This is a genomic window from Paractinoplanes pyxinae (assembly GCF_026626335.1).
Classification (GTDB): Bacteria; Actinomycetota; Actinomycetes; order Mycobacteriales; family Micromonosporaceae; genus Actinoplanes; species Actinoplanes pyxinae.
Genome location: NZ_JAPNTZ010000010.1, coordinates 262,369 through 287,039, shown reverse-complemented (window position 1 = coordinate 287,039; position 24,671 = coordinate 262,369). Strand labels below are relative to the sequence as shown.

Annotated in this window: 27 protein-coding genes; 16 read left to right on the top strand and 11 right to left on the bottom strand. The window is 71.7% G+C overall.

From position 1 onward, the window contains the following. Positions 1-74 precede the first annotated feature (74 nt). The 3 genes from OWR29_RS28525 (at position 75) to OWR29_RS28515 (ending at position 3,709) form a co-directional block, all read left to right on the top strand. On the top strand, positions 75-1,316 hold the full coding sequence (locus OWR29_RS28525) for an MFS transporter (RefSeq protein ID WP_267566346.1): 1,242 nt from the start codon (positions 75-77) through the stop codon (positions 1,314-1,316). A 13-nt stretch (positions 1,317-1,329) separates the two neighbouring features. Continuing rightward, the gene (gltX, locus tag OWR29_RS28520) at positions 1,330-2,742 is read left to right on the top strand and encodes a glutamate--tRNA ligase (protein WP_267566345.1); all 1,413 of its coding nucleotides are present in this window, start codon (positions 1,330-1,332) and stop codon (positions 2,740-2,742) included. A 322-nt stretch (positions 2,743-3,064) separates the two neighbouring features. Further along, a complete protein-coding gene (locus OWR29_RS28515; RefSeq protein ID WP_267566344.1) occupies positions 3,065-3,709 on the top strand; it encodes a hypothetical protein in 645 nt (214 codons plus the stop codon). Here the strand turns inward: OWR29_RS28515 and OWR29_RS28510 are convergent. The 4 genes from OWR29_RS28510 to OWR29_RS28495 all read right to left on the bottom strand — a co-directional run bounded on the left by OWR29_RS28510 (position 3,706) and on the right by OWR29_RS28495 (position 5,844). After that, the gene (locus OWR29_RS28510; protein WP_267566343.1) at positions 3,706-4,479 is read right to left on the bottom strand and encodes a hypothetical protein; all 774 of its coding nucleotides are present in this window, start codon (positions 4,477-4,479) and stop codon (positions 3,706-3,708) included. The two genes, OWR29_RS28515 and OWR29_RS28510, sit on opposite strands and share 4 nt — an antisense overlap. Further along, the gene (locus OWR29_RS28505) at positions 4,476-4,955 is read right to left on the bottom strand and encodes an RNA polymerase sigma factor (RefSeq protein WP_267566342.1); all 480 of its coding nucleotides are present in this window, start codon (positions 4,953-4,955) and stop codon (positions 4,476-4,478) included. Before OWR29_RS28505 ends, OWR29_RS28510 begins: the two co-directional genes overlap by 4 nt. A 45-nt stretch (positions 4,956-5,000) precedes the next feature. Then, positions 5,001-5,540, bottom strand: coding sequence for a TetR/AcrR family transcriptional regulator (locus tag OWR29_RS28500; protein ID WP_267566341.1), 540 nt, complete (start codon positions 5,538-5,540; stop codon positions 5,001-5,003). A gap of 79 nt (positions 5,541-5,619) precedes the next feature. Further along, the gene (locus OWR29_RS28495) at positions 5,620-5,844 is read right to left on the bottom strand and encodes a hypothetical protein (protein ID WP_267566340.1); all 225 of its coding nucleotides are present in this window, start codon (positions 5,842-5,844) and stop codon (positions 5,620-5,622) included. A 312-nt stretch (positions 5,845-6,156) separates the two neighbouring features. Between OWR29_RS28495 and OWR29_RS28490 the strand changes: the two genes are divergently transcribed. From OWR29_RS28490 to fabF, 5 genes are all read left to right on the top strand, one after another. Further along, positions 6,157-7,245: a PucR family transcriptional regulator gene (locus OWR29_RS28490; protein ID WP_324291279.1), complete on the top strand. Its 1,089-nt coding sequence runs from the start codon at positions 6,157-6,159 to the stop codon at positions 7,243-7,245. Between the two features lie 155 nt (positions 7,246-7,400). Continuing rightward, entirely contained in the window at positions 7,401-8,345 is a 945-nt protein-coding gene (locus OWR29_RS28485; protein ID WP_267566338.1) for an ACP S-malonyltransferase, read from the top strand. Beyond that, a complete protein-coding gene (locus tag OWR29_RS28480) occupies positions 8,342-9,292 on the top strand; it encodes a beta-ketoacyl-ACP synthase III (protein ID WP_267566337.1) in 951 nt (316 codons plus the stop codon). The genes OWR29_RS28485 and OWR29_RS28480 overlap by 4 nt, the downstream gene beginning before the upstream one ends. Positions 9,293-9,341: 49 nt before the next feature. Next, positions 9,342-9,584, top strand: a complete 243-nt coding sequence (locus OWR29_RS28475; protein WP_184953034.1) for an acyl carrier protein — start codon at positions 9,342-9,344, stop codon at positions 9,582-9,584. A 1-nt stretch (position 9,585) separates the two neighbouring features. Continuing rightward, on the top strand, positions 9,586-10,812 hold the full coding sequence (gene fabF / locus OWR29_RS28470) for a beta-ketoacyl-ACP synthase II (RefSeq protein WP_267566336.1): 1,227 nt from the start codon (positions 9,586-9,588) through the stop codon (positions 10,810-10,812). Positions 10,813-10,919: 107 nt separating this feature from the next. Here fabF and OWR29_RS28465 read toward each other — a convergent pair whose 3' ends face one another. Both OWR29_RS28465 and OWR29_RS28460 read right to left on the bottom strand, forming a co-directional pair. Further along, entirely contained in the window at positions 10,920-12,659 is a 1,740-nt protein-coding gene (locus OWR29_RS28465) for a glycoside hydrolase family 3 protein (protein ID WP_267566495.1), read from the bottom strand. Between the two features lie 230 nt (positions 12,660-12,889). Continuing rightward, complete coding sequence (locus tag OWR29_RS28460) at positions 12,890-13,381, bottom strand: DUF3145 domain-containing protein (protein ID WP_267566335.1); 492 nt, start codon at positions 13,379-13,381, stop codon at positions 12,890-12,892. Positions 13,382-13,616: 235 nt separating this feature from the next. Between OWR29_RS28460 and OWR29_RS28455 the strand changes: the two genes are divergently transcribed. Then, entirely contained in the window at positions 13,617-13,943 is a 327-nt protein-coding gene (locus OWR29_RS28455) for a hypothetical protein (RefSeq protein WP_267566334.1), read from the top strand. Between the two features lie 111 nt (positions 13,944-14,054). Here the strand turns inward: OWR29_RS28455 and OWR29_RS28450 are convergent, their stop codons facing one another. Further along, positions 14,055-14,675, bottom strand: a complete 621-nt coding sequence (locus OWR29_RS28450; protein WP_267566333.1) for a carbonic anhydrase — start codon at positions 14,673-14,675, stop codon at positions 14,055-14,057. Between the two features lie 184 nt (positions 14,676-14,859). On the opposite strand from OWR29_RS28450, the gene OWR29_RS28445 reads away from it, so the two are divergent. Then, the gene (locus OWR29_RS28445) at positions 14,860-15,801 is read left to right on the top strand and encodes an alpha/beta fold hydrolase (protein ID WP_267566332.1); all 942 of its coding nucleotides are present in this window, start codon (positions 14,860-14,862) and stop codon (positions 15,799-15,801) included. A gap of 136 nt (positions 15,802-15,937) precedes the next feature. Here OWR29_RS28445 and OWR29_RS28440 read toward each other — a convergent pair whose 3' ends face one another. Together OWR29_RS28440 and OWR29_RS28435 are read right to left on the bottom strand one after the other, a co-directional pair. Continuing rightward, positions 15,938-16,399 (bottom strand): SRPBCC family protein, encoded by a 462-nt coding sequence (locus OWR29_RS28440; RefSeq protein WP_267566331.1) that lies wholly within the window; start codon positions 16,397-16,399, stop codon positions 15,938-15,940. Then, positions 16,396-16,731, bottom strand: a complete 336-nt coding sequence (locus tag OWR29_RS28435) for an ArsR/SmtB family transcription factor (RefSeq protein WP_267566330.1) — start codon at positions 16,729-16,731, stop codon at positions 16,396-16,398. Before OWR29_RS28435 ends, OWR29_RS28440 begins: the two co-directional genes overlap by 4 nt. Before the next feature lie 145 nt (positions 16,732-16,876). Between OWR29_RS28435 and OWR29_RS28430 the strand changes: the two genes are divergently transcribed. Beyond that, positions 16,877-19,000 carry a HelD family protein gene (locus OWR29_RS28430; RefSeq protein ID WP_267566329.1) on the top strand — a complete coding sequence of 708 codons (2,124 nt, stop codon included), beginning with the start codon at positions 16,877-16,879 and terminating at the stop codon, positions 18,998-19,000. A gap of 3 nt (positions 19,001-19,003) precedes the next feature. Here the strand turns inward: OWR29_RS28430 and OWR29_RS28425 are convergent, their stop codons facing one another. Further along, on the bottom strand, positions 19,004-19,927 hold the full coding sequence (locus tag OWR29_RS28425) for an SMP-30/gluconolactonase/LRE family protein (protein ID WP_267566328.1): 924 nt from the start codon (positions 19,925-19,927) through the stop codon (positions 19,004-19,006). Positions 19,928-20,060: 133 nt separating this feature from the next. On the opposite strand from OWR29_RS28425, the gene OWR29_RS28420 reads away from it, so the two are divergent. From OWR29_RS28420 to surE, 4 genes are all read left to right on the top strand, one after another. After that, positions 20,061-20,975: a cation diffusion facilitator family transporter gene (locus OWR29_RS28420; protein WP_267566327.1), complete on the top strand. Its 915-nt coding sequence runs from the start codon at positions 20,061-20,063 to the stop codon at positions 20,973-20,975. Between the two features lie 113 nt (positions 20,976-21,088). Further along, positions 21,089-21,421 (top strand): hypothetical protein, encoded by a 333-nt coding sequence (locus OWR29_RS28415; protein WP_267566326.1) that lies wholly within the window; start codon positions 21,089-21,091, stop codon positions 21,419-21,421. Between the two features lie 54 nt (positions 21,422-21,475). Beyond that, positions 21,476-22,408 carry a 1-phosphofructokinase family hexose kinase gene (locus OWR29_RS28410; RefSeq protein ID WP_267566325.1) on the top strand — a complete coding sequence of 311 codons (933 nt, stop codon included), beginning with the start codon at positions 21,476-21,478 and terminating at the stop codon, positions 22,406-22,408. A gap of 90 nt (positions 22,409-22,498) precedes the next feature. Continuing rightward, positions 22,499-23,341 carry a 5'/3'-nucleotidase SurE gene (gene surE / locus OWR29_RS28405; RefSeq protein WP_267566324.1) on the top strand — a complete coding sequence of 281 codons (843 nt, stop codon included), beginning with the start codon at positions 22,499-22,501 and terminating at the stop codon, positions 23,339-23,341. Between the two features lie 60 nt (positions 23,342-23,401). Here surE and OWR29_RS28400 read toward each other — a convergent pair whose 3' ends face one another. Then, positions 23,402-23,764, bottom strand: a complete 363-nt coding sequence (locus OWR29_RS28400; protein ID WP_267566323.1) for an STAS domain-containing protein — start codon at positions 23,762-23,764, stop codon at positions 23,402-23,404. A 311-nt stretch (positions 23,765-24,075) separates the two neighbouring features. Between OWR29_RS28400 and OWR29_RS28395 the strand changes: the two genes are divergently transcribed. Beyond that, the gene (locus tag OWR29_RS28395; RefSeq protein ID WP_267566322.1) at positions 24,076-24,492 is read left to right on the top strand and encodes a hypothetical protein; all 417 of its coding nucleotides are present in this window, start codon (positions 24,076-24,078) and stop codon (positions 24,490-24,492) included. Positions 24,493-24,671 lie beyond the last annotated feature (179 nt).

Sequence of the window (24,671 nt, the reverse complement as noted above, 5' to 3'; positions counted from 1 at the left end):
CGGCCGACGAGGCCTTCCCGAAGGGTTCGTGATCCTCTAATCTCCGAGGAAATTTCGCCTTTCGAGGAGGCCGGATGGCCGTCGCTCATGGAGTTCCGGTCCTCGCCACCCCGGTCGAACCCGTTCGGCGGTCGTGGATAGGACTGCTCTTCGCGGCCAACCTCGGCCTCTGGATGGCCTACTTCACGCCGATCCAGATCCTGCTGCCGCTGCAGGTCGCCGAGATCACTCCGGAACACAAGGAACTCTGGCTCGGCATCGTGACCGGCATCGGCGCGGTCGTGGCCATCGTGGTCAATCCGCTGGCCGGCATGCTGTCCGACCGCACCCGGCTCAAGATGTTCGGCCGCCCGTACGGCCGCCGGCACATCTGGACCCTGGCCGGCTGCGCCCTCTCGGTGCTCTCCATCGCCGTCCTGGCCGAGGCGCCCAGCCTGCTGGTCGTGACGCTGGCCTGGTGTTTCGTGACGGTCGGGATCAACACGATGCTGGCCTCGCTGACCGCCGCCGTGCCGGACCGGGTGCCCGTGGCGCAGCGCGGCCTGGTCTCGGGCTGGATCGGCATGCCCCAGGCGCTCGGCCTGGTCATCGGGGCCATCCTGGTCACGGCCGTGTTCACCGACATCGGCACCGGCTACATCGCACTCGGCCTGGGCCTGGTCATCCTGACCACGCCGTTCGCCCTGCTGACCCAGGACGACCCGCTGCCACCCGGGCATCCGGTCAAGATCCGGTGGAAGATCGACCTGCGCGGCAAGCCCGACTACCTGTGGGCCTGGGGCACCCGGTTCCTGGTGCAGCTGGGCAACGCGCTCGGCACGCTGTACCTGCTCTACTTCCTCAGCGACGCGGTCAAGCTCGACGACCCGGACACCGGCCTGCTCTACATGATCCTGCTCTACACGGTGGGCATGATCGGCACGGCCATGCTCGGCGGCTGGCTCTCCGACCGCCTCGGCCGCCGCAAGATCTTCGTGGTCTGGTCGGGCGTGCTGATCACGATCGCGGCCACCCTGCTGGCGATCTGGCCGACCTGGCCCGTCTCGCTGGCGGCGGCGCTGCTGTTCGGCGCCGGCTACGGGGTCTACCTGGCCGTCGACACCGCGCTGATCACCCAGGTGCTGCCGTCCGAGGGCGACCGCGCCCGCGACCTCGGCGTCGTGAACATCGCCAGCGCGGCCCCGCAGGCGCTCGGCCCGCTGCTGGCCGCCCCGATCGTGACCCACCTGGGCGGCTACCCGGCCCTGTTCGGGCTCACCGGCCTGGTCACCCTGGCCGGTGCGGTGGCGGTGATGAAAATCCGTTCTGTCGCCTAGGTAGTCTTGTCGGGTGACTGTTCGAGTACGCTTCGCCCCCTCCCCGACCGGCATGTTCCACGTCGGCGGGGCCCGTTCCGCGCTGCAGAACTGGCTCTACGCCAAGCAGCACGACGGCGTCTTCGTCCTGCGCATCGAGGACACCGACGCCGCCCGCAACCGTCCCGAGTGGACCGAGGGGATTCTCTCGGCGCTCGACTGGATCGGCATCGAACGCGGCTCGTACGAGGGTCCGTACTACCAGTCCTCCTACGCGCAGGACCACATCGCCGCCGCCACCCGCCTCTACGGCGAGGGCAAGGCCTACTACTGCGACTGCAAGCGTGAGGACGTCATCGCCCGCACCGGCAACCAGCACACCGGCTACGACGGCTTCTGCCGCGACCGGGGGCTCGGGCCGGGCGAGGGCCGCGCGCTGCGCTTCCGCACGCCCGACGAGGGCGAGACGGTGGTGGAAGACCTGGTGCGCGGCAAGCCCACGTTCGAGAACAAGCTGATCGAGGACTTCGTCATCGCCCGCAGCGACGGCTCGCCGCTGTTCCTGCTGGCCAACGTCGTCGACGACATGACCATGGGCATCACCCACGTGATCCGGGCCGAGGAGCACCTGCCCAACACCCCCAAGCAGCAGATGCTGTGGGAGGCGCTGGGCCACACGCCGCCGGTCTGGGCGCACGTGCCGGTCATCGTCAACGAGAAGCGGCAGAAGCTGTCCAAGCGCCGCGACAAGGTGGCCCTGGAGAGCTACCGCGACGAGGGCTATCTGGCCGCCGCCATGAAGAACTACCTGATGCTGCTGGGCTGGGCCCCGAGCGGCGACCGCGAGATCGTGCCGTGGGAGGTCATCGAGGACGAGTACCGCCTCGAGGAGGTCAACCACGCGTCCGCCTTCTTCGACATCAAGAAGCTGCGGGCGTTCAACGGCGACTACATCCGCGCGCTCTCGGTCGAGGAGTTCATTCAGCTCTGCACGCCGTGGCTGAGCGGGACGGACACCATCGCGGCCCCGCCGTGGGCGCCGTCCGCGTTCGACGCCGACGTCTTCACCGCCGTCGCGCCGCTCGCCCAGACCCGCATCGCCGTGCTGTCCGAGATCGTGGAGTACGTCGACTTCTTCTTCCTCGACGAGCCGGCCTTCGACGAGGCGTCGTGGGCCAAGGCGATGAAGGAGGGCGCGGCCGAGATCCTGGACGCCACCGTGACCGCCTTCGAGGCGCTCGACGAATGGGCCACCGAGCCGCTGAAGGGCGCGCTCGAGGCGGTGGGCCTGGCCCGCGAGCTCAAGCTGGGCAAGACCCAGGCGCCCGTACGCGTGGCAGTCACCGGCCGCTCGGTCGGCCTCCCGCTGTTCGAGTCGATCGAGGTGCTGGGCCGCGAGCGCACCCTGGCCCGCCTGCGGGCGGCCCGGGCCAAGCTCGCCGCCTGACAAATACCGCTATATCGCATAAGGGGTCCGGTCGGCCATTCGCCCGCCGCCGTAACGGTGGTGAAATCCGCTGAGCGGGTGACCGGGCCCCCGCGGCGTTGCGCGGAGTGGGTACTATTCGGCGCGCTGATCAACGGCCGTCATCGTGCGAACGTCATCCCCCAGATGGCACCAATTCGTCCGGCCCGAGATGCGCCCGGGCGTCCGCTCGGGAAGGCTGAAGGCCTCGGTCGTTCCCCGGCAGCCGTCGCGGGGGCGATGAACGGTGCGCGAAGCCATGTCCACCACGGGGCGGGGAGGCCGGACGATGGTTCGAGGGGCGATGACACGACTGCTGTCGGCGGCCGGGGTGCTGGCGATGAGCGCCGCGCTCGCGATCGGCTTGGCGCCCGGCGCCGCCGCGGCCGCGCCGAAGGGGCCGGCCAAGCCGACCAACATCCAGATCGCCGGCAAGGACATCGACGAGACGATCGTCATCACCGTCCTGTCGAGCAAGCGGCTCTTCGGCAGCCTGCTGAGCGAGGTCAACTGGATGGCCTCGGCCCGCCCGCAGACCACCGCGCTCAAGGCCGACAAGCTCGGCCCCAAGTACACGGTCACCGTGCTGGCCAACAAGACCGCCCTGCAGAAGTACGAGCTGTTCCCGATGGCCGCCGGTGGCCCGCGGGCGCACCGCCCGGCCGCCCAGCCCGGCAACAAGAAGGTCACCGACGGCTGGTTCTACGGCCGGCTGTCGATGTCCGAGACGCTGCGGGTCAGCGGGGTGCCGCTCAAGGCCAAGCCGGACGTGGTCGGCGGCATCGGCGGCGGCGTTGGTGAAGACCTCGAAGCGGCCTCGCAGGACTCGGCGGACGCCTCGCAGGTGCTGGGCGACATGCGCCGGCTCTTCCTGCTCAACGGCGGGGTCCTGATGATCATCCTGGTCGGCCTGGCCGGCATCGCGTTCCTGATCCGCCGCCGGGTCTAGTCCCCCTCGACCGGCGTCGCGAACGCCGGGCAGCCGTCGTCGCAGTTCTCGGCCTTCCCGAAGGCGTCGAGCACGCGCTCGTCGGTCGCCACCTGCTCGACCTGGGCGCCGGTCAACGCCGGCTTCCCGCGCTGGGCGCCGGCGTTCTGCGCCCCCGCGGCCAGCACGGCCAGGGCCCGCCGCCCGTCGATCCGCCGGGCGATGGTCTGCCGCACCTGGCGGTCGGCGTCGCTCACGTCGTCGTAGCGGACGTACTCCATGCCGCCCGCGTGGTCGGTCCGGGCGCACGCGTCCGGGTCGGCCGCCACGGGAAAACACCAATTCTTGCGTACGTCGAACACCGCGACCTGGATCGTGCCGCGCGACCGGCCCTGCGCGTCGGCGACGCCGTACTCGCGCCAGCCGTCGCCGCGCCGTTCCGAGGCGGGAACGATCTCCAGCTGCCGGCCCTTGACCAGCGGCTCGACCACGGCCAGCACCCCGTCGCGGGCGGGCGCCGGCGCCTCGCTGGGCAACGGCGGCGGGGTGGCCGCCACGACGTCCGCGGTGCCGGTCGAGACGGTGGCCGGCGGCGAGTTCAGCAGGGTGGCGGTCAGCAGGTAGCCCAGCGCCACGATCAGCCCGGCCGTCCCCACCCCGGCCAGCAGGACCGCCTGGGTGCGGCGCCGGCGCAGCCGAGCGGCCCGGCGGAAGATCGCGTCGACCTCGTCGCCGACCTCCGGCTCGCCCTCGAGCACGTGCTCGAGCAGCCGGTTCAGCGGCCCGCTCATCCGGCCATCGCTGCCTCGGACTCGCCGAGCAGCTTCTCCAGGGCGGCCAGCCCGGCCCGCTCGTAGGCGGCGATCTGGTCCTCGTTGAGGTCGAGCATGGCCCCGGCGGCCTCGGCGTCGAAGCCGTCCCAGTGACGCAGCACGAGCACGGCCCGGCAGCGCGGGGTCAGCTTGTGCAGGGCGTCCAGCAGCAGGATCGACTCAGCCTCGACCCCGGCCGCGCCGGGCGAGGCGACGAAGACGTGCTCGCGACGGCGGTTGCGGCGCCGGCAGGCCTCCATCAGGTCGGCGTACGCGTAGACGTCCGGATCGGCCACCACGCCCCGCCGGCTGTCCGCCACCAGGCGGGCCAGGGTCGCGCGGGTCAGCTCGGCCGCCATCTTCCAGTCGCCGCACATCAGAAAGGCCGAGCGGCGCAGCTGCGGCAGGCGGCTGGTCACGAACTCGCGCAGGGCCGTGTCGTTGTCGCCGGACATAGGCCCTTTATAAGCGCCGATCCGGTCTTTCGGTGCCGAACGGCGTTACGCCACCCGGACGGCGCTCTCCACCAGGCGGACCAGGTCGGAGAGGTCGGCCTCGAAGTCGCCGGGGTCCTCCGCCGCGGGCAGGCCGCCGGTGACCTCGCCGGTCGCGTACCCCAGCAGCATCGCCAGGATCAGGCGAGCCAGCCGCGGCACGTGCCCGGCCGGGACGCCGGCGTCGTGCAGGATCCCGCGCAGCGCAGCCGTGAGCCACGAGGCCGAGGCCCCGGCCGGTCGGTTCAGCAGCAGCGGGAAAGCGCCGGGGTGGCGGGCGGCGAGGGCCCGTACGGCCCGCCCGAGCGCCCGTAAGCGGTGTCGCCAGTCCGGTTCGCCCGCGTCACCCACGTCGTCGCCCAGTTCGAGGTTGAGCAGGTCGACCAGGCCGTCGAGGAGGGCGTCCTTGCCGCCGACGTACGGGTAGAGCGCCATCGAGGTGAGCCCGACCCGCTCCGCGACCGCCCGCATCGACATGGCAGCGAGCCCGCGCTCGTCGACCAGAGCCAGCGCCTGGTCGAGGATCAGCCGTCTCTTGTCGTCCACCGGTTCACCGTTCCGGCTTCCGGCCCCGGACGCGGGGACGCGCCCGGGAGCGGACGCGGAGCTCACCCGACGGAGGTACTCAGCACCAGCGGCCCGGCGGGCGGCCTCGCCCGGCGGCGCGGCGGCGCGGGCGGACGGCACCGTGCAGGTGGCCGCCGGCCCAGCCGTGCAGTTCGGTGCGGCAGCCGACCCGGCTCGGCCCCGGGTCGTCCCGGACCACCGGCTCGTCTGCGGCCGGCCCGGCGATCGCCGGAACCGGCAGCGTCTCCGCCGCCCGCTCGGGCTCGTTCTCCCGTTCCGTCATCTCGCCTCCCCTCAAGCTGTCGCGGTCTTTCATCGGCAGCCGGCGGCCCGTCATTACCCCGTACGGGTGTCAGGCAGCCGACGCTAGGACGACACCATGCCAGGTCACCGACCGAAATCGCGGCAGGGGCGCACCGCTACTCCGGACTAAATGGCCAAATCGGTACGAAACTCACCCGGCTCGCGCTCGTGGCAGGCTAAGGACGTGTCCGAGACCGTGCCGGCCAAAGGTGCCGCGAAACCGCCCCCGGCCGCCACTTTGCGCCGGATCGAGCGGCACGCGGGCGCGCTGGCCACCTCGGCGGCCGCCCGCATGGACGAGACTCTGCCCTGGTTCCGCGCGCTGCCGGCCGACCAGCGCTCCTGGGTCATGCTCGTGGCCCAGGCCGGCGTCCGCTCGCTGGTCGAGTGGCTGCGCTCGGGCGGCGTGGTCGCGGCCACCACGCAGGAGATCTCCGACGAGGTGTTCGCCGCCGCGCCCCGCGCCCTGGCCCGCTCGCTCACCCTGACCCAGACCGTGCAGCTGATCAAGGTGACCATCGACGTCGCCGAGACCGAGGTGGCCGCCCTCGCCGCGCCGGGCGAGGAGGAGCCGCTGCTGCAGGCCATCCTCAAGTTCTCCCGCGAGATCGCATTCTCGGCGGCCCGGGTCTACGCGCGCGCGGCCGAGTCGCGCGGCGCCTGGGACGCCCGCCTGCAGGCCCTGCTGGTCGACGCCCTGCTGCGCGGCGACTCGTCCGACGTGCTGGCCAGCCGGGCCGCCGCGCTGGGCTGGGCCGACGCGCCGCCGGTGGCCGTGGTGGTGGGCCGCTCGCCGGGCGGCGACATCACCGCCGTGCTGCATGCCGTCTACCGGGCCGCCCGGCGCGCCCGGATCGAGGTGATCGGCGGCGTCCACGGCGACCGGCTGGTGGTGGTCATGGGCGGGGCGACCGACCCGGTGGCCACGGCCGAGGCGCTGGCCGGCAGCTTCGGCGAGGGCCCGATCGTGGTCGGCCCGGCCGTGCCCTCGCTCGACCAGGCGACGGTGTCGGCCCGGGCCGCCCTGGCCGGCTTCCGGGCCGCTCCGGCCTGGCCCGGCGCGCCCAATCCGGTGGCCGCGGACGACCTGCTGCCCGAACGGGCCCTGGCCGGCGACATGGAGGCCCGGCGGACGCTGCGGCACGACGCGTACGGGGCTCTGGCCCGGGCCGGGACCGGGCTGCTCGAGACGCTGGACGCCTTCTTCGCCGCGGGCGGGGTGCTCGAGAGCGCGGCCCGCGAGCTCTACGTGCACCCGAACACCATCCGCTACCGGCTCAAGCGGGTCACCGAGGTCACCGGCCTGTCGCCGCTGGACGGGCGGGACGCGTTCGCCCTGCGGATCGCCCTGACCGTCGGCCGGCTGGATCCTGCGACGTAACTCACTCACCGCCGAGGTCACCTGAGGAGGCCTTCAAAAGCGGACTATATGGGGCGATTCACGGGCGCGTTTGTAGGGTTTCCACAAGCGTTGTCGTAGGGTTTGGTGGCCGCCGTCAACCCCGCAACCGCGACCGATCCGGAAGAGTCGACTACGTGCTCGCCGTACTCTCCCCCGGCCAGGGTTCCCAGAAGCCCGGCTTCCTGATCCCCTGGCTCGACCTGCCCGGCGCCGAGACCAAGCTGCGCTGGTGGTCGGCGCTGGCCGGCGTCGACCTCGTCCACCTCGGCACCAAGGCCGACGCCGACGAGATCAAGGACACCGCCCGCACCCAGCCCCTGCTGGTCGCCGCGTCGCTGCTGGCCGCGGGCGAGCTGCCGGTGAACAGGGTCGACGTGGTGGCCGGGCACAGCGTGGGCGAACTGGGCGCCACCGCCATCGCCGGCGTGCTGCCCGCCGAGGCCGCGATCGCGCTGGCCGGCGTGCGGGGCCGCGAGATGGCCGCCGCCTGCGCCCTCGAGCCCACCGGCATGAGCGCCGTGCTCGGCGGCGACCCGGAGGAGGTGCTGGCCGCGATCGAGAAGCACGGCCTGCACCCGGCCAACCTGAACGCCACCGGCCAGGTCGTGGCGGCCGGCTCGCTCGACGGGCTGGCCGCGCTGGGCGAGGAGCCGCCGGCCAAGGCCCGCGTCCGGGCCCTCGAGGTGGCCGGTGCCTTCCACACGCCGTACATGGCGCCCGCCGAGGCCGCGCTGGCCCAGATCGCCGGCGGTGTCTCCGTCGCCGACCCGGTCCGCATCCTGCTGTCCGACCTCGACGGCACCGCCGTCACCAGCGGCCCCGAGATGGTCGGCCGCCTGGTCCGCCAGGTCACCGCGCCGGTGCGGTGGGACCTGGTGATGCGCACGCTGGCCGATCGGGGCGTCACCGGCGTGCTCGAACTGCCGCCCGCCGGCACCCTGGCCGGCCTGGTCAAGCGCGAGCTCAAGGGCGAAGGGGCCCCCGAGATCGTCACCCTCAACACGCCGGACGACCTGCCCGCCGCCCAGGACCTGATCGCCCGGCACGGTGGACACCCGATCGAAGGAGCAACACGATGACCGCGGGCACCCGCATTCTCGCGATGGGGCACTACCAGCCCTCGCGCGTCGTCACCAACGACGACCTCGCGGCGACGATCGACACCAACGACGAGTGGATCAAGAGCCGGGTCGGCATCGCCGAGCGGCGGGTGGCCGACGGCGAGTCGGTGGCCGACATGGCCACCTTCGCCGCCGAGAAGGCGCTGGCCGCCTCCGGCCTCACCGCGGCCGACATCGACCTGGTCACCGTGGCCACCTGCTCCTCGGTCGACCGCTGCCCCAACGTGGCCACCCGGGTCGCGGCCCGGCTGGGCATCAACGCCCCGGCCGCCTACGACCTGAACACGGCGTGCTCCGGCTTCTCGTACGCGCTGGGCACCGCCGACCACGCCATCCGGGCCGGCGCCTCCCGCAACGCCCTGGTCATCGGGGCCGAGAAGCTGTCCGACGTCACCGACTGGACCGACCGCACCACCGCCGTGCTCTTCGGCGACGGCGCCGGCGCCGCGATCGTCACCGGCGTGGCCGACGGCGAGCAGCCCGGCGTCGGCCCGGTGCTGTGGGGCTCCGCGCCCGACAAGGGCGACGCGCTGCGCATCGAGGGCTGGCAGCCCTACATCGAGCAGGACGGCCAGACGGTGTTCCGCTGGGCCACCACCGCGCTCGCCCCGTTCGCGCTCGAGACCTGCGAGAAGGCCGGCATCAAGCCGTCCGAGCTGGCCGCCTTCGTGCCGCACCAGGCCAACACCCGGATCATCGACGGCATCGTCAAGCGGCTCGGCCTGGGCCCCGAGGTCGTCGTGGCCAAGGACATCGTCCACTCGGGCAACACCTCCGCGGCCAGTGTGCCGCTGGCCCTGTCGAAGCTGATCGAGACCGGCGAGGTGCCCTCGGGCGCGCCGGTCCTGCTGTTCGGCTTCGGCGGCGGCCTCACCTACGCCGGCCAGGTCATCCGCTGTCCGTAAGCGGCGGCCCGGCCGGAGCAGTCCCCACCATTGAGAGGAACTACCAGTAATGGCTACTCGCGAAGAGATCACCTCGGGCCTCGCCGAGATCCTGGAGGAGGTCGCCGGCGTGAACCCGGACGACGTCGCCGAGGGCAAGTCCTTCACCGACGACCTGGACGTCGACTCGCTGTCCATGGTCGAGGTCGTGGTGGCCGCCGAGGAGAAGTTCGGCGTCAAGATCCCCGACAACGAGGTCCAGAACCTGAAGACCGTCGGCGACGCCGTCTCCTACATCGAGGCGAACCACTGACATGAGCAATGTCGACGTCGTCGTCACCGGGCTCGGCGCGACCACCCCGTTGGGCGGGGACGTCGCGTCCACCTGGGACGCCATGCTCGCCGGCCGCTCCGGGGTGGGTCGCCTCACCTTGGAGTGGGCCGATCAGCTCACCGTCAAGATCGGCGCTCAGCTCAAGGTCGACCCGTCCGAGGTCATCGAGCGAGTGCGGATGCGCCGGCTCGACCGCTCCGAGGCGATCGCGCTGATCGCCGCGAAGCAGGCCTGGGCCGACGCCGGACTCGAGGACTCCGGCCTCGACCGGGAGCGCCTGGCCGTCAGCTTCGGCAGCGGCATAGGGGGCGCCCTCACGCTGCTCAACCAGGACGACATCCTCGAGGAGTCGGGGCAGCGCAAGGTCAGCCCGCACACGGTGCCGATGCTCATGCCCAACGGCCCCGCCGCCTGGGTCGGCATCGAGCTCAAGGCCCAGGCCGGCGTGCACGCCATGGCCAGCGCCTGCGCCACCGGGGCCGAGGCCATGTCGCTCGGTCTGGACATCATCCGCTCCGGCCGGGCCGACGTGGTCGTGGCCGGCGGCACCGAGGCGGTCATCCACCCCCTGCCGTACGCCGGTTTCGCCAACATGCGGGCCATGTCCACGCGCAACGACGAGCCCGAGAAGGCCTCCCGTCCGTGGGACAAGGGCCGCGACGGGTTCGTCTTCGGCGAGGGCGCGGGCGCCCTGGTGCTCGAGCGGGCCGACCATGCGAAGGCCCGCGGCGCGCGGATCTACGCACGGCTGGCCGGCGCCGGCATCACCTCGGACGGCTACGACATCGTCCAGCCCGACCCGGAGTGCAAGGGCGGGGCCCGCGCGATGAGCCGGGCGATCCGCGACGCCGGCCTCACCGGCGCCGACATCGCCCACGTCAACGCCCACGCCACCTCGACCCCGGCCGGCGACATGGGCGAGATCATCGGCATCAAGGCCGCTGTCGGCACCCACCCGGTGATCACCTCGACTAAGTCGATGTCCGGCCACCTGCTGGGCGCGGCCGGCGCGCTCGAGTCGATCGCCACGATCCTGGCCATCCGCGACAGCGTGGTGCCGCCCACGATCAACCTGGACGACCCGGACGACAAGCTGGACCTCGACGTGGCCGCGCACAAGGCCCGCCAGCTCGACATCCCCGCCGCGATGAACAACTCGTTCGGCTTCGGCGGTCACAACGTGGCGCTGGTCTTCACCCGCGCCTGATCCCTCCTCGAGACGAGGCCCGGCCATTCGGCCGGGCCTCGATCTTTTTTGCAGGCGCCGCGCGGAACAAGACGTCTCGTTCCCCGGTCGGTGCGAGTCTTCTCGTTTCAGCAGGCGGTGCGGGGCAGGCCGGGGACGGCCACCGGGGACTTGCCGGGGGCCTTGGCCTTGCCGGCCAGGACGGCGGCCAGGGCGGTCAGCGAGAGCTTGCTCGACGAGTACGTGGCCATCAGCACCGGCGTCCTGGCCGAGGCCAGCAGGTACGGGGTGTCCATCACGACCGTCACCCGGGCCGCCGGGTCGAGGTCGGTGCTCTTGTCGCCGTACCCGACCAGATGGATCTTCGTGCCGCCGGCGGCCTGGACCTTGAAGCCCTGGGCCTGAAGCGCGCGGACCAGGTTGACCCGCGCCACCTCGCGCCCGCCGGACGAGGTGACCGTGACCGGGCCGGTCAGCAGCGCGCCGGAGCACGGGCCCTTGAGCACGGTGATCGAGGCCGCGTCGAGGGCGCCGACCGCCTTCTCGTGCTCGGGCGAGGCGACCACGCTGAGCGCAGGCGGCGTCTTGGCGGCCGTGCGGAACTTCAGCGTGAGGATGCGGGTGACCGCCTCGACCAGGCGCTCCTTCTTGAGCGTGCCGCCCTTCAGAGCGGCCAGGATGCCGTCGCGGGCAGCGCCGATGTTGGGCGGCATGAGCAGCATGTCGTTGCCGGCGTTGAGGGCGCGCACGGCGGCCTCGCCGGGGGGCCACTTCATCGCGGGCGGCATGTTCATCGCGTCGGTCACGGCTACTCCGCGGAACTTGAGCTTGCCGCGGAGCACGTCGGTCATGATCTTCTTCGAGAAGGTAGCCGGGACACCCTTGTCGAGCGCCTGGACGTCCAGGTGGCCGGACATCACCACGCCGGCCCCGGCGCCCACACCGGACTGGAACGGCGGCAGATCCTGAGCGGTCCAGGCGGCCATGCTCTGCGACACCACCGGCAGGCTCTCGTGGCTGTCGCCGCTCGTGTGCCCGTGGCCCGGGAAGTGCTTGAGGCCGGCCGCCACACCCGCGCTCTGCAGCCCGCTCACGGCCGCCGCGACCTGCTGGGCGTTGGCCTTGGGGTCGGCGCCGAACGCGCGCGAGCCGATCACCGTGTTGGCCGGCGGCCCGAGCGTGTCGGCGACCGGGGCGAAGTCGACGGTGATGCCCATGGCGGCCAGTTCGGCCCCGGCCGCCTTCCACGCGCCCTCGGTCAGCTTCGGCTGCCCGGCCGCGCCGGCCCCCATCGCGGACGGCAGCATGGTCACGCCCTCGGTGACCCGGGTGACGACGCCGTACTCCTGGTCGGTGCCGATCATCAGCGGGGCGCCGCCGGGCAGTTGCCGGGCCGCCGCCTGCAGCCCGTCGGTCAGCTCGCGGACCTGCCTCGGGTTCTCGACGTTGGTGGTGGGGTTGGTGGCGCCGGTCGGGTCCTTGGCCGTGAAGCCGACCAGGATCAGGCCGCCCAGATGGAACTTGGCGATCATCTCGGCCGGCGTGTTCACCCCGGCCAGGCCCTGATTGCCGGCCGCCGAGCCCTTGTCGACGGCCGTGGCGGAACTGCCGTAGGCGTACGGCATGAGAACCTGCCCGGCCAGGTCGGTGTCGCTCATCGTGGCCACGGCGGCCGCCGCCCGCGCCGCCGGGTCACCGGTCGGGCTCGGGGCGGCCGACGAGGCAGCGAAGGAGGGCACCGGCGCGGCCGCCGAACTCGCCGCGGGTTCCGGCTCGTCATCCGACCCGCACGCCGCTGCAGTCAGCAGCAGCGGTACGACCAGCGCCGCCCGCACAGCCGCCGACTTCCGCACACCCGCCCGTTTCATCACGCCCGCCATCGAATCAGCAACGGGCCACCCAGGCACCCCGGGGGCCCGAATTGCCCACCCCCGAGGCCCACACGCGGATCCCACGCCCCGTGCTCACCCCCGAGCCCGCACGCGGATCCCGCGCCCGGCCTCACCCTCCTGGCCCGCGTCCGGGGCGCGGGCCAGGTCGTCGCGGCGTGGCGGACCCGGCATGCGGCCGCGGAAGTGGATCATGGTTGGGCGGGTGGTCAGCCGACCCGGGTCAGCAGCGTGACCGGGGCGCCGTCGCCGGCGTACCGGTACGGCTCCAGTTCGGCGTCCCAGGCGGTGCCCAGGGCCTTGTCGAGGGCATGCGAAAGGGCCTCCGGCGCTCGCGCGGAGGCCATGATCGCGCGCAGCCTGTCCTCGCCGATCTGGATGTCGCCCGACGCGCCCATGATCCCGTGAAAGAGGCCGCGACCGGGGACGTGCATGAAACGCTCGCCGTCAACACCCGGACTCGGTTCCTCGGTCACCTCGAAACGGATCATGGGCCACTGCCGGAGGGCAGCAGCCAGCTCGGCGCCAGTACCGGCCCGACCGGTCCAGCTGCACTCGGCGCGCCGCATGCCGGGATCGACCGGCTGCGCCGTCCAGTGCAGGGTGACCGGCGCGGTCAGTACGCGCGCGATCGCCCACTCGACGTGCTGGCACACGGCGAGTGGAGTCGAGTGGACGTATACGACGCCACACGTTGGCACGGTGACCTCCCGGAGACCGAGGTGCGTCTTCCCCTACGACCTCGACCGCGGTTGATCGTGTCCCATGATGCCGGTTGGTACTGATGGTGCGCCAGAGAATCGGCAACATCGACATCGGATCGGCCGTAGTGGCACACCCTGACCAACGCTTCAACCTGCTCGGACGGCACGGTCCCGCGGGCATCGTGTAGAGTTGCCAAGGCCTTTTTTCTGCGTTTCATCAAGGAGTCCCGCCGTGGCGAGCAACACCTCAAAGACCGCCCGCGCATCAGTCCGCGCCGGCCAGGGATCTGGCGGCGCTCTCAGCGTGCTCGGTGAGTACAAGTACGTGATCCCGCTCGCCAACGGCCGTTTCGCCTACGTGCGCAACCTGACCAACGGCAAGACGGCGCACCTCAAGACCGACTCGGACGCCTTCGTCGAGGAGATCCGCGTCCTCGCCGCGGCCGGCCACGGCGCCAAGATCCGGGCCGAGCTGACCGCCCTGGACGAGGCGAACCCGCAGCACGGCTGGGGCGCCACCGAGAAGCGCCTGGCTGAGGCCGGCGTCTTCGAGGGCTGAGTTCCTTCGTACGACAAAAGGCGCTCCCAGCCGATGGCCGGGAGCGTCTTTCTCGTGCTTTCAGATGGTGAAGATCGTTCCACCGAGATCATCGGCGGACTTAACGGGCGATCAGGGCAACAGCTCGACCAGGCCCGTGTCGAGGTCGTAGACCGCGCCCACCGCGGCCACCCGCCCCGACGCCACCGCGTCGGCCACCACGTCGACCGCGTTCAGCCGGCGGACCGTGCGGCCCACGTGAGCGCGCATCGCCTTCTCGGGAGCCTCGGGGTCGTCGACGCCCACGCCACGAACGGCCGGGGCGATCTCGTCGACCAGATAACCGATGTCGCCGGCCGGGATCTCCCCCGCTCGCAGAGCGGCCACCGTTGAGGCGACCGCGCCGCAGCGCTTGTGTCCCAGCACCATGATCAGCGGGACGCCGAGCTCGGTCACCGCGAAGCCGACCGACCCCAGCACCGCCCGGTCGACCACGTGGGCGCCGGAGCGCACCACGCAGATCGACCCGAAGGTCTGATCAAAGATCGCCTCGAGCGGAACCCGCGAGTCGATGCAGCCGAGAACGACCGCGTGCGGCTGCTGGCGGCCCGAGGCGGCGGCCGCGGCCGACACCCGGTGCCCGTGCTCGGGGCGGCCGCTCACGAACCGCTTGTTGCCTGCGAGCAGCTCGGCCAGGGCCTCTTCGGCATTCGTGATCGCAACGGCGGGCCCCGCCGACGGGTCGGTGGTCATACGAGTAATTCTCGCCCACTTCGGGCGCATGAACAGCGAGTGCGAGCCAACTCACGTTCCGCACGGGACTTTCGGCCCTATCGGGCCCGGTGCGAAGAATCTTCCGATGGCTTTTGGCCGGATCGCGAGTGATGATAGTTACCCGTGGGTACGGAACGGGGTCGTGCGGATCTCGGAGGTGCCCATGCCGGAGTTGACCCTCTCCGACGGCGTCCGGTTGCACGTCGACGTGCACGGTCCCGCCTACGCCCCGGTCACCGTGGTGCTCCTGCACGGCTGGTGCCAGGACAGGCGTACGTGGCAGAACCAGGTCGCCGCCCTGCGGGTGCTCGGCGTCCGGCGCCCTCGCGTGATCACCTATGACGCCCGCGGGCACGGCCGTTCCGGCGCCACCCACCTGGCCGGGGCCACCCTGAACCGGCTCGGCGACGACCTGGCCGAGGTGCTGAGCCGCTACGCCCCCACCGGCCCGGTCGTCCTGGGCGGCCACTCCCTCGGCGGCATGACGATCATGGAGTACGCGCACGCCCACCGGGCCGCGTTCGCCGAGCGGGTGGCCGGCCTGCTGTTCGTGTCGACCACCGCCGAGGGGCACACCCACACCCAGTACGGCCTGCCGTCCCGCCTGGCTGCCCTCCTACGCGCCGGCGAGACCGTCGGCGCCGGCCTGCTGGCCCGCTCCGGCCCGTGGTGCCCGCACAAGGCGCTGCTGCCCGCCCTGCGCCCGGCCGTCCGCTGGCTGCTCTTCGGCGACGAGTACGACGACGACGCTCTCGAGCTGGCCCTGCGCTCGTTCGGGCGGGCGCCGCTGCGCTCGATCGGCGGCTTCCGCCCCTCGGTCGGCACCCAGCAGCGCCTGGAGACGCTGGCCGAGCTGGCCGACGTCCCGGCCGCGGTGCTGGTCGGCGAACGCGACCGCCTGACCCCGCCACCGTGCGCGAAGTCCATCGCCCAGGCCCTGCCCTTCGCCGACCTGACCGTCCTGCCCGGCGCCGGCCACATGCTGCCGCTGGAACGCCCCACCGAGGTCTCGGCCGCCCTCACAGCGATCGTCGACCGCGCCACCCCGGCCCGCCGCCCCCGCGCCAAGCGCCGCGCAGCCACGCAGCTGAAAAAGGCGGCCTAGCAGATTCACCGGCCGTCCAGCGGCTGTCCACACCCGCTGGTTGTCCACAGGCCAGCGACGCGATCTTGCACCTCTCCCCGATAATGACCAGCGGGGGAGCCCCCTGGGAGGGCGGGCTCGAGACGGCGGATGATCTTCAGTCGGTGAGCGACTTGCCGAGCGCGTCCATCAGGAGCTCTGTGCCGCCGCGGCGCTGGTCGGCGTTGTCCAGGCCGTCGAGGTAGACGCCCTGTTCGGTAATGCTGAAGTCGGTGCCGCCGGCGGCGGGGCGGAACTCGACCGTGACCACCGAGACCGAGATGCGGGCGCCGTTCAGGGACATCTCGTAGGTGTAGACCAGCCGCTCGACCGGGACGATGTCGGTGTAGGTGGCGGCGAAGCCGTACCGGGTGCCGTCGGGCGCGATGGTCGTCGTGGTTTCGCGGCCGCCCTCACGGAAGTCGAAGCTCACGTCCTCCTTGCGGGCGGCGGGGTCGGGCGAGCCGAACCACTTGGCCTTCGCCGAAGGGTCGGCGAACGCTTGGAACACCCGCGCGGGGGTGGCGGCGTAGTGGCGCGAGATGGTGAACGTGTCGTGCTGGGCGGAACGGGCGGTCATGGCTGATCTCCTTCTTCGGCGAGGAACGAGTCGAGGCGGTCGAGGCGGCTCAACCAGCCGGCGCGGCGGTCGGCTATCCACTGCTCGGCGGCGTTCAGCACCGCCGGCTCCAGGTAGCACGTGCGGACCCGGCCGGTCTTCTGCGTGCGCACCAGACCGCTCTCTTCCAGGACGCGCAGGTGCTGCAGGACCGCCGGCAGCGACATCACCAGCGGCTCGGCCAGCTGTTTCACCGTGGCGGGGCCGCGGCTCAGACGGTCGACCATGGTGCGGCGGCTGCCGTCGGCCAGGGCCGCGAACGCCAGGTCGAGCGAGGACTGATGGTTAAGCACCTGCTTAAGTATTGGCAGAACCACGCCGATGTCAAGGCCGGGTGAGACGCGAGTGCCCTCGGAGGAGTAAGTTCGAGTGCTCCCTTTTTTGCGAGCACGCTGCCCGAACGCGTGCACCGGGGGCCGGAAAGAGAGATTCACCGCCTTGAGCGACGCCACCGTTCTTCAACAGGAGATCGCGGTCGAGCAGAAGCACGTCGACCTCGTCTACGCCCGGCTCGCCGAGCTTCGCCGCAACGCCTCGCGGGCCGAGAAGGAGGGCTATCAGCTGGCCGGGGTGGGCACCTTCGGCGCGCTGGTGGAGCGGGACGCGATGGTCTTCCACGCCGCCCGCCGCCGGCACGCCCTCGACACCGAGTACGAGGGCCTGGTCTTCGGCCGCCTCGACCTGAACACCGGGGCCACCCACTACGTCGGCCGCATGGGCATCCGCGACGACAGCTCACAGCCCCTGGTCGTCGACTGGCGCGCGCCGGCCGCCGCCGCCTTCTACCGGGCCACCCCGGCCGATCCGCTGGGCGTGGTCCGCCGCCGGATGATCCAGTCGAGCGGCGAGCGGGTCACCGGCATCGAGGACGACCTGCTCGACCCGGACGCCGCGCCCGAGGGCATGCGCGTGGTCGGCGACGGGGCACTGCTGGCCAGCCTGTCCAAGGCCACCGGGCGCGGCATGCGCGACATCGTGGCCACCATCCAGCGCGAGCAGGACGAGGCGATCCGCTCCCCCGCGTCCGGGGTCACGATCGTGACCGGCGGCCCGGGCACCGGCAAGACCGCGGTGGCCCTGCACCGCGCGGCCTACCTGCTCTATTCCGACCGCAACCGGTTCGCCGGCGGCGGCATCCTGGTGGTCGGCCCGTCCGGCGTCTTCGTCGACTACATCGCCACCGTGCTGCCGTCGCTGGGCGAGGACACGGCCACCCTGCGCTCGCTGGGCACGCTCGTGCCGGGCTACGACGCCACCCGGGTCGACCCGAGCGACGTCGCCGCGATCAAGGGTTCGCTGCGCATGCGCCGGGTGCTCGAGCGCGCCTCGCACGACGCCGTCCCCGACGGGCCGACCGAGCTGCGCCTGCTCTACCGGGGCACGCTGCTGCGGCTGGACGCGAAAGAGCTGGAGCGCATCCGCCGCTCGGCCCTGCCGCGCGGCGCCCGCCGCAACGAGGTGCGCGGCGCCGGCTTCGACCGGGTCTTCGACGCGCTGTGGGCGCAGGCCCGGCAGCAGAAGGTGACCGGCCTGCCCGAGAAGCCGGACTTCGAGGCCGAGCTGGCCGACCGCCCCGACTTCCGCGACTTCCTCAAGGCGTGGTGGCCCCGCTTCACGCCGATGCGGGTGCTGCGGTGGCTGACCGTTCCGGGTCGCCTGCGGTCGTACGCGCACGGTCTGCTCTCGAAGGAAGAGATCGCCCGCCTGCAAGGCTCGTTCGACGCGCTCGACGCCCAGGGCCCGACGATCGCCGACGTGGCGCTGCTGGACGAGCTGGACGAGCTGATGGGCCGCCCCCGCAAGCCCCAGCGCAAGACCAAGAACCCTTTCCATGTACGCGACGGCATCCAGGAGCTGAGCACGGCCAACGAACGGCAGGCGGCCGCCCGCGCCCAGCAGGTGCAGCGCGACGAGGACTACCGCGAGTACGCGCACGTCGTGGTGGACGAGTCGCAGGACGTCTCGCCGATGCAGTGGCGGATGATCGGGCGCCGCGGCACGTACGCGTCGTGGACGATCGTCGGCGACCCGGCCCAGACGGCGTGGGCGGGCGACCCGGACGAGCTCGACCGCTCCCGCGACAAGGCGCTGGGCTCGCGCAAGCGCAACAGCTACGCGCTGACCACCAACTACCGCAACTCGTCGGAGATCTTCGCGGTGGCCGCCTCGGTGATCCGGGTGATCATGCCTGATCTGCCGCTGCCGAGCGCGGTCCGCAGCACCGGCGTGGAGCCGGTCGACCTGGTCACCGACGCCGGCCGGCTGCCTGACCTCGTACGGGAAATCGCCGAGAAGCAGCTGGCCGACGTCGACGGGACGATCGGCGTGATCACGCCGGTGCCGCGGCGCGACGAGATGGCGCAGTGGGTGGCCGGCCTGCCGGAAAGGGTGCAGGTGGTCACGGCGCTGGAGGCCAAGGGCATGGAGTACGACGCGGTGGTGCTGGTCGAGCCGGGCTCCCTCACGAAGGATCCGGCCGGCATTCGCACCCTCTACGTCGCCCTGTCCAGGGCCACCCAGCGCCTGACCACGCTGGGCACCGATCCGGACTGGCGGCCTTAGGAACTACGGGATGGGCACGGCCACGGCGTTGTACGTCGTGGTCGGCTCGGCCGGGGTGGTGAACCGGGCGTTGGGCAGATAGAACTTCCTGCCGTACTCGGCGATGGTGGTCGGCACGTCGAAGGACGCGTTGCCCGTACGGGAAACGACCTTGCCCTTCGTGGCGTGCTTGTCGAGGGCGACCTTGGCGATCACGTTGAGCCGGTTCTGCACCACGTAGAGCGTGCGCCCGCGCAGCCACAGCCCGTCCCCGTTGACGACGGTCTCGGCGCCGTTCAGCTTGATCTCTTTGCTCTTGCCGTTGTAGCCGACGCGGAAGAGCTTGCCGAGGTTGGACTGCACGACGATCAGGGCGCGCCCGTCCGGCGTACGGGAAATGCCGTTGGCGTTGTTGCCCTCGGCGTACTTGATGTCGCCGGTCAGCGGGACGGCCACCGGCTTGGACCGCAGGCTCAGCGGCACCTTCCACAGCACCGGGTTGGCCGAGTCGGTGAACCAGGCGGCGTCGCGGGTGAGCACGACGTCGTTGATGAACCAGGCGGTGCTGCCCGGGGTCTTGAGCGTGTACGACTTGAGGATCTTGCCGCTGCGCAGGTCGACCACGCGGGCGCTGCCGGCGCTGCCCCCGGCCACGAAGAGCCGGTGGCCGTCGATCTTGAGGCCGAGCGACGGGTTCCCGGCGCCGGGGCCTTGGCTGAAGACCGACCCCTTCCCCGTACGCAGGTCGGCTCGGTAGATGTCGCCGTCGACCCGGGAGCCGAAGTACGCGTACGGCTTCTGGCCGATGGCGATGCCTTCGGGCTGGAACCCGGCCGGCAGCGCCAGCGTGCTGGGCCACCGGTGGGAGGAATGGGCGGCGGCCGGGGCCGCTCCGGCTACCACGGCGAGCACCGTGGAGATGACAATCGCGAGAGTGCGTCTGGACACGGAATCCCTTTCCAGGCGGAACTTGGCTGTCACTGAGTCCATACCCCGCTCATGACAATCGAGTTCAACTTGCACACATAGCGATGTCTGCATACATTGGCCGAGGCGACGAGCCGCGACGGAAGGTTGAGTCATGGGAGCCGGGCACGACCACGGGGGCCAGGCGCTGCGGGCGGGTGCGAAGCACCGCAAGCGGCTCTGGTGGGCTGCCGGCCTGCTGGCCGGCTTCATGGCGGTCGAGGCGGTGGCCGCCTTCGCAACCGGCTCGCTGGCCCTGCTCTCGGACGCCGGCCACATGTTCACCGACGTGCTCGGCATCGCCATGGCCCTGGCCGCCATCACCGCGGCCGGCCGCGCCGCCACCGACTCGCAGCGCACGTTCGGCCTCTACCGGCTCGAGGTGCTGGCCGCGCTGGCCAACGCCGCGCTGCTGACCGGGGTGGCGGGCTTCGTCGTGGTGCAGGCGCTCCGCCGGTTCACCGACCCGCCCGACGTGCCCGCGGGGTCGATGTTGGTGGTGGCCGTGGGCGGTCTGATCATCAATCTGATCGCGTTCGCGCTGCTGCGCAGCGGGGCGAAGGAGAGCATCAACGTGCGCGGCGCCTACCTCGAGGTGGTGGGCGACCTGCTGGGCTCGGTCGGCGTCATCGTGGCGGCCGCGATCATCGGGCTCACCGGCTGGCAGTACGCGGACCCGATCGTGGCCGTGATCGTGGCGCTGATGATCCTGCCGCGCACGTTCGCCCTGGGCCGCTCGGCGGTCCGCATTCTCGTGCAGGCCGCACCGGAACACCTCGACATCACCCGTGTCCGGGCCCGGCTGGCCGCCGTGCCCGGTGTCTGCGACGTCCACGACCTGCACGTGTGGACGTTGACCTCGGGCATGGACGTGGCCTCGGCCCACCTGAGCCTCGAGCCCAAGGCGGAGCTGGGCGACGTGCTGGCCACCGCGCGCGAGGCGCTGCACGACGACTTCCACATCGATCACGCCACCCTGCAGGTCGAGCCGGTGGCGGCGGCCGGGCGGTGTTCTCCCGCCGGCTGGTAAGACGCCCGGCAACTATGGCGATCATCACACCTCAGGGTGCACGATGATCACAACGGTCACCGCGTGTGCCGACTTCCGTCCGGGGCTCGGCTTCCTCTCTACGCTTGGTGACCATGCCATCACGGGAGGACACCAGCATGACCACCGTCATCCATCAACCGAGGGTCGCGTTCGACGCGGCTCGCGCGTTCGTTCTCGCCGCGGGCAGCCCGCACTCCGAGAGCTTCGCCACCCGGGTGCTCAGCCGGCTCGGCAGTGAGATGTACGGCCACTTCGCCGACACCCGGCAGCGGCTGCTGACCGCGCTGGTCGAGACCGGCGGCGACCGGTACGCGTCCGACGTCGAGGCCGGCAAGTGGCGGGTACGCCTGGAGGATCTGCTGCGCACCCACCCCGAGCTGACCGGCGCGGTGATCGAGCTGACCAGTGAGGGCTTCGAGGCCTGACCGCTTTTGCGGTAATCGGCCCGTGAAGGGGGCTTCTGCGGCAACAATGCCCTTATGGGCGACGCTCGGGTGATGGTCTTCGCGCCGGCACCTCAACTCACGGTGACCATCGAACAGCAACACAACCAGCCGGAACTGCACGTCCATCCGGGCGGTCAGGGCATCTGGCAGGCACGAATGGTCACCTCGCTCGGCGCCGAGGTGACCCTGTGCACGGCGGTCGGCGGCGAGGTGGGCCGCGTGCTCAAGCCGCTGCTCGACTTCAAAGGCGTCCAGCTGCGCACCATCCCGCGCGAGAGCGGCAGCGGATGGTACGTGCACGACCGGCGCAACGGCGCCCGCGTGGAGCTCGCGGAGCAGCCGGGCGCGCCGTTCACCCGGCACGAGCTGGACGAGCTCTACAACCTGGCGCTGGCCGAGGGGCTGCGGGCCGGCAACGCGATCCTGAGCGGCCCGGCCCACCCCTCGGTGATCCGGCCCGAGGTCTACGGCCGCCTCGCCCACGACCTGCGGGCGCACGGCTGCCGGGTGATCGCCGATCTGTCCGGCGACCACCTCAAGGCGGTGCTCGAGGCCGGGCTCGACGTGGTCAAGGTCAGCCACGAGGAGCTGCTGCGCGACGGGGTCATCAAGGACGAGTCCGAGAAGACGCTGACCGAGGCCCTGATCAACCTGCACGAGAACGGGGCCGAGATGGCCCTGCTGTCCCGGGCCGACGCGGGCGCGCTGGCCCTGTTCAACGAGCAGATCTACCGGGTCGCCATCCCCAAGCTGACCATCGCCGACCACCGCGGGGCCGGCGACTCGATGACCGCCGGTGTCGCCGCCGTGCTGGCCAAGGGCGGCGAGATGACCCAGGCGGTGCGGACCGGGGCGGCCGCCGGGGCGCTCAACGTCACCCGGCACGGGCTCGGCACCGGCCACATGGACGCCGTCTCGGTGCTCACCGAGCGGGTCAAGCTCACCCCGATCAAGAAGGCGCGATGACGCTCACCGAGCGGACCGAGCCCACCCCGCCCAGGAAGGCGCGATGACGCTCACCGAGCGGACCGAGCCCACCCCGATCAAGAAGGCGCGATGACAAGAATCCTGGTCACCAACGACGACGGCATCGACGCGCCCGGCCTGCGCTGGCTGGCGCGGGCGGCGGCCCGGGAAGGTCACGACGTCGTGGTCGCCGCGCCCATCACCGAGGCCAGCGGCAGCAGTGCCGCGATGACCGCGGTCGAGGAACACGGCAAGATCATCCTGCACAAGCGTGAGCTGCCCCACGCCAAGCACATCCCGGCCTACGCGGTGGCCGCCTCCCCGGCCTACATCGTGCTGCTGGCCCTGCGGGAGGCGTTCGGGGAGCCGCCCGAGATGATCTTCTCGGGCATCAACCGGGGCGCCAACGCGGGCGCCGCGGTCGTGCACTCCGGCACGGTCGGGGCCACGCTCACCGGCTCGTACGCGGGTCTGCACGGCCTGGCCGTCTCGCTCGACGTGCTGTCGCCCCGGGCCTCCTCGGCCCGCAGCGGGGGCGCCGCGCTGGCCGCGCTCGACCACGAGGAGGACGAGAAGCGGCACTGGGGCAGCGCGGCCGAGCTGGCCGTGCGCCTGATCCCCACCCTGACCCACACCCCGGCCGGCACGATCTTCAACCTGAACGTGCCCGACCTGCATCTGGACGGCATCCGCGGGCTGCGGCGGGCGTCGCTGGCCCAGTTCGGCCAGGTGCAGGTGAGCATCGCCGAGGCGGGCGAGGGCTTCGTGCGTACGGCCGTGCAGGCCGCCGACGACACGCTGCAGCCGGACACCGATCTGGCCGCCCTGGCCGAGCACTTCGCCGTGGTTACGCCCATCCGGCCGCCGCACGAGATGACCGAAGTGAAGATCAACCTGGAGGCTGTCCCGCTGCACGCCTCGGCGCTGCAGTAGAGCGCCGGGCAAACGAAAGCGGCCGGGTCGTCGACCCGGCCGCTTCGTCGTTGATCAGGCTCAGGCGCCGGAGACCGCCGGCTGGGCCGCGCCGGCCTCACCGTAGGGCTGCGGGTTGCCGAACAGGCCGAGCAACCCGGTCACCCACAGCTGGCGGTGCGCGAAGCGGCTGGGCCGGGTGACGATCAGTTTGACCTCACTGACCTGGGCGAGCTGGAACGCGGCAACGAGCGCGCTGATGCCCACCGAGTCGATGAAGGTCACGTTCTGCAAGTTGAGCTCGATGCGGACGAGCTTCCCGGCCCCCAGCTGCGTCGCCACAGCCTCGCGGATCTCGTACGCGTTCTCGACGTCGATCTCGCCGCTGGGCGAGACCTCCACCACGTCGTCGGCAAGCGTCGACGTCATTATCGACAGCGTCACGCCAATTCCCTCCACCCGCCCGGGACCTCCGGGCGTCGTTCCTCGCGCGTGCGACCACCTGGACGAGCCCATCCCGCCCAGCCGTCCCCACGCCCGGGGGTTGATCGAACTACCCCCGGAAGGTTCGGTGAAACTGACCGAAAGGTTAGGACCCGAACCTGTCAGGCACCTGAGTGCCTTGTGTGAACCGGGTCAAGAGTACCGGTGGGTGGCAACTTGTTTCCGAAACGTGATGGCGTCCACACCGGACACGTTTGCTGAACGGCGCACCAGGGCAGGGTTAATCACGAGCGAGCCGGGAGGGAAGAGGAATGTTCTCCACGAAGAGCAAGACGGAACGAACGGCCACACAGGCCTGGGAATACCTGACGGCTGCCATGACGGCGGCAACCGACACCGCGAAGGACACGAGCGACAAAGCCGCCAAATTGGCCGGCAAGGCCAGTGACCAGAGTCACAAGCTGGCCGGCAAGAGCCAGAAGCTGGCCGGGCAGGCGAGCGGCAAGGCCGACCTGGCGTGGGCCCGGGCCAACGCCGCCGCGGCCGCCCTGGCCGGGCGCAAGCCGGCGACGCCGTGGGGGCTGATCATCGGGGTCGGGCTGCTCGGCGCGGCGATCGGCTGGGCCGCGGCCACCTCGGCCCGGGCCGCCCTCGAGCGGCAGGCCGAGCAGGAGGAACGCGAGCTGGCCGAGACCGCGGTCGTGGTCACGCCCACGTACGACAACTGACGTCCGGCGCCGGGCGGCTGCGGCCGTCCGGCGCCCGTCGAACCGTCCGGCTGGATCGGCCGCGCCGGCCACGGCGTCCTGACCCGGCGAGACGCACCCTGCCGACCCCCCGTGGAAGGCGAGGGCCGGTTACAGTTTCGCCGTCGCTCCGCTGTGGTTCGCCACCCGATTAGATAAGG

Coding starts and splice junctions, on each gene's coding strand:
- OWR29_RS28525 (WP_267566346.1), top strand. CDS start 75: ATGGCCGTCGCTCATGGAGTTCCGGTCCTCGCCACCCCGGTCGAACCC.
- OWR29_RS28515 (WP_267566344.1), top strand. CDS start 3,065: ATGACACGACTGCTGTCGGCGGCCGGGGTGCTGGCGATGAGCGCCGCG.
- OWR29_RS28510 (WP_267566343.1), bottom strand. CDS start 4,479: ATGAGCGGGCCGCTGAACCGGCTGCTCGAGCACGTGCTCGAGGGCGAG.
- OWR29_RS28505 (WP_267566342.1), bottom strand. CDS start 4,955: ATGTCCGGCGACAACGACACGGCCCTGCGCGAGTTCGTGACCAGCCGC.
- OWR29_RS28495 (WP_267566340.1), bottom strand. CDS start 5,844: ATGACGGAACGGGAGAACGAGCCCGAGCGGGCGGCGGAGACGCTGCCG.
- OWR29_RS28490 (WP_324291279.1), top strand. CDS start 6,157: ATGGACGAGACTCTGCCCTGGTTCCGCGCGCTGCCGGCCGACCAGCGC.
- OWR29_RS28480 (WP_267566337.1), top strand. CDS start 8,342: ATGACCGCGGGCACCCGCATTCTCGCGATGGGGCACTACCAGCCCTCG.
- OWR29_RS28475 (WP_184953034.1), top strand. CDS start 9,342: ATGGCTACTCGCGAAGAGATCACCTCGGGCCTCGCCGAGATCCTGGAG.
- fabF (WP_267566336.1), top strand. CDS start 9,586: ATGAGCAATGTCGACGTCGTCGTCACCGGGCTCGGCGCGACCACCCCG.
- OWR29_RS28465 (WP_267566495.1), bottom strand. CDS start 12,659: ATGAAACGGGCGGGTGTGCGGAAGTCGGCGGCTGTGCGGGCGGCGCTG.
- OWR29_RS28450 (WP_267566333.1), bottom strand. CDS start 14,675: ATGACCACCGACCCGTCGGCGGGGCCCGCCGTTGCGATCACGAATGCC.
- OWR29_RS28445 (WP_267566332.1), top strand. CDS start 14,860: ATGCCGGAGTTGACCCTCTCCGACGGCGTCCGGTTGCACGTCGACGTG.
- OWR29_RS28440 (WP_267566331.1), bottom strand. CDS start 16,399: ATGACCGCCCGTTCCGCCCAGCACGACACGTTCACCATCTCGCGCCAC.
- OWR29_RS28420 (WP_267566327.1), top strand. CDS start 20,061: ATGGGAGCCGGGCACGACCACGGGGGCCAGGCGCTGCGGGCGGGTGCG.
- OWR29_RS28415 (WP_267566326.1), top strand. CDS start 21,089: ATGCCATCACGGGAGGACACCAGCATGACCACCGTCATCCATCAACCG.
- OWR29_RS28410 (WP_267566325.1), top strand. CDS start 21,476: ATGGGCGACGCTCGGGTGATGGTCTTCGCGCCGGCACCTCAACTCACG.
- surE (WP_267566324.1), top strand. CDS start 22,499: ATGACAAGAATCCTGGTCACCAACGACGACGGCATCGACGCGCCCGGC.
- OWR29_RS28395 (WP_267566322.1), top strand. CDS start 24,076: ATGTTCTCCACGAAGAGCAAGACGGAACGAACGGCCACACAGGCCTGG.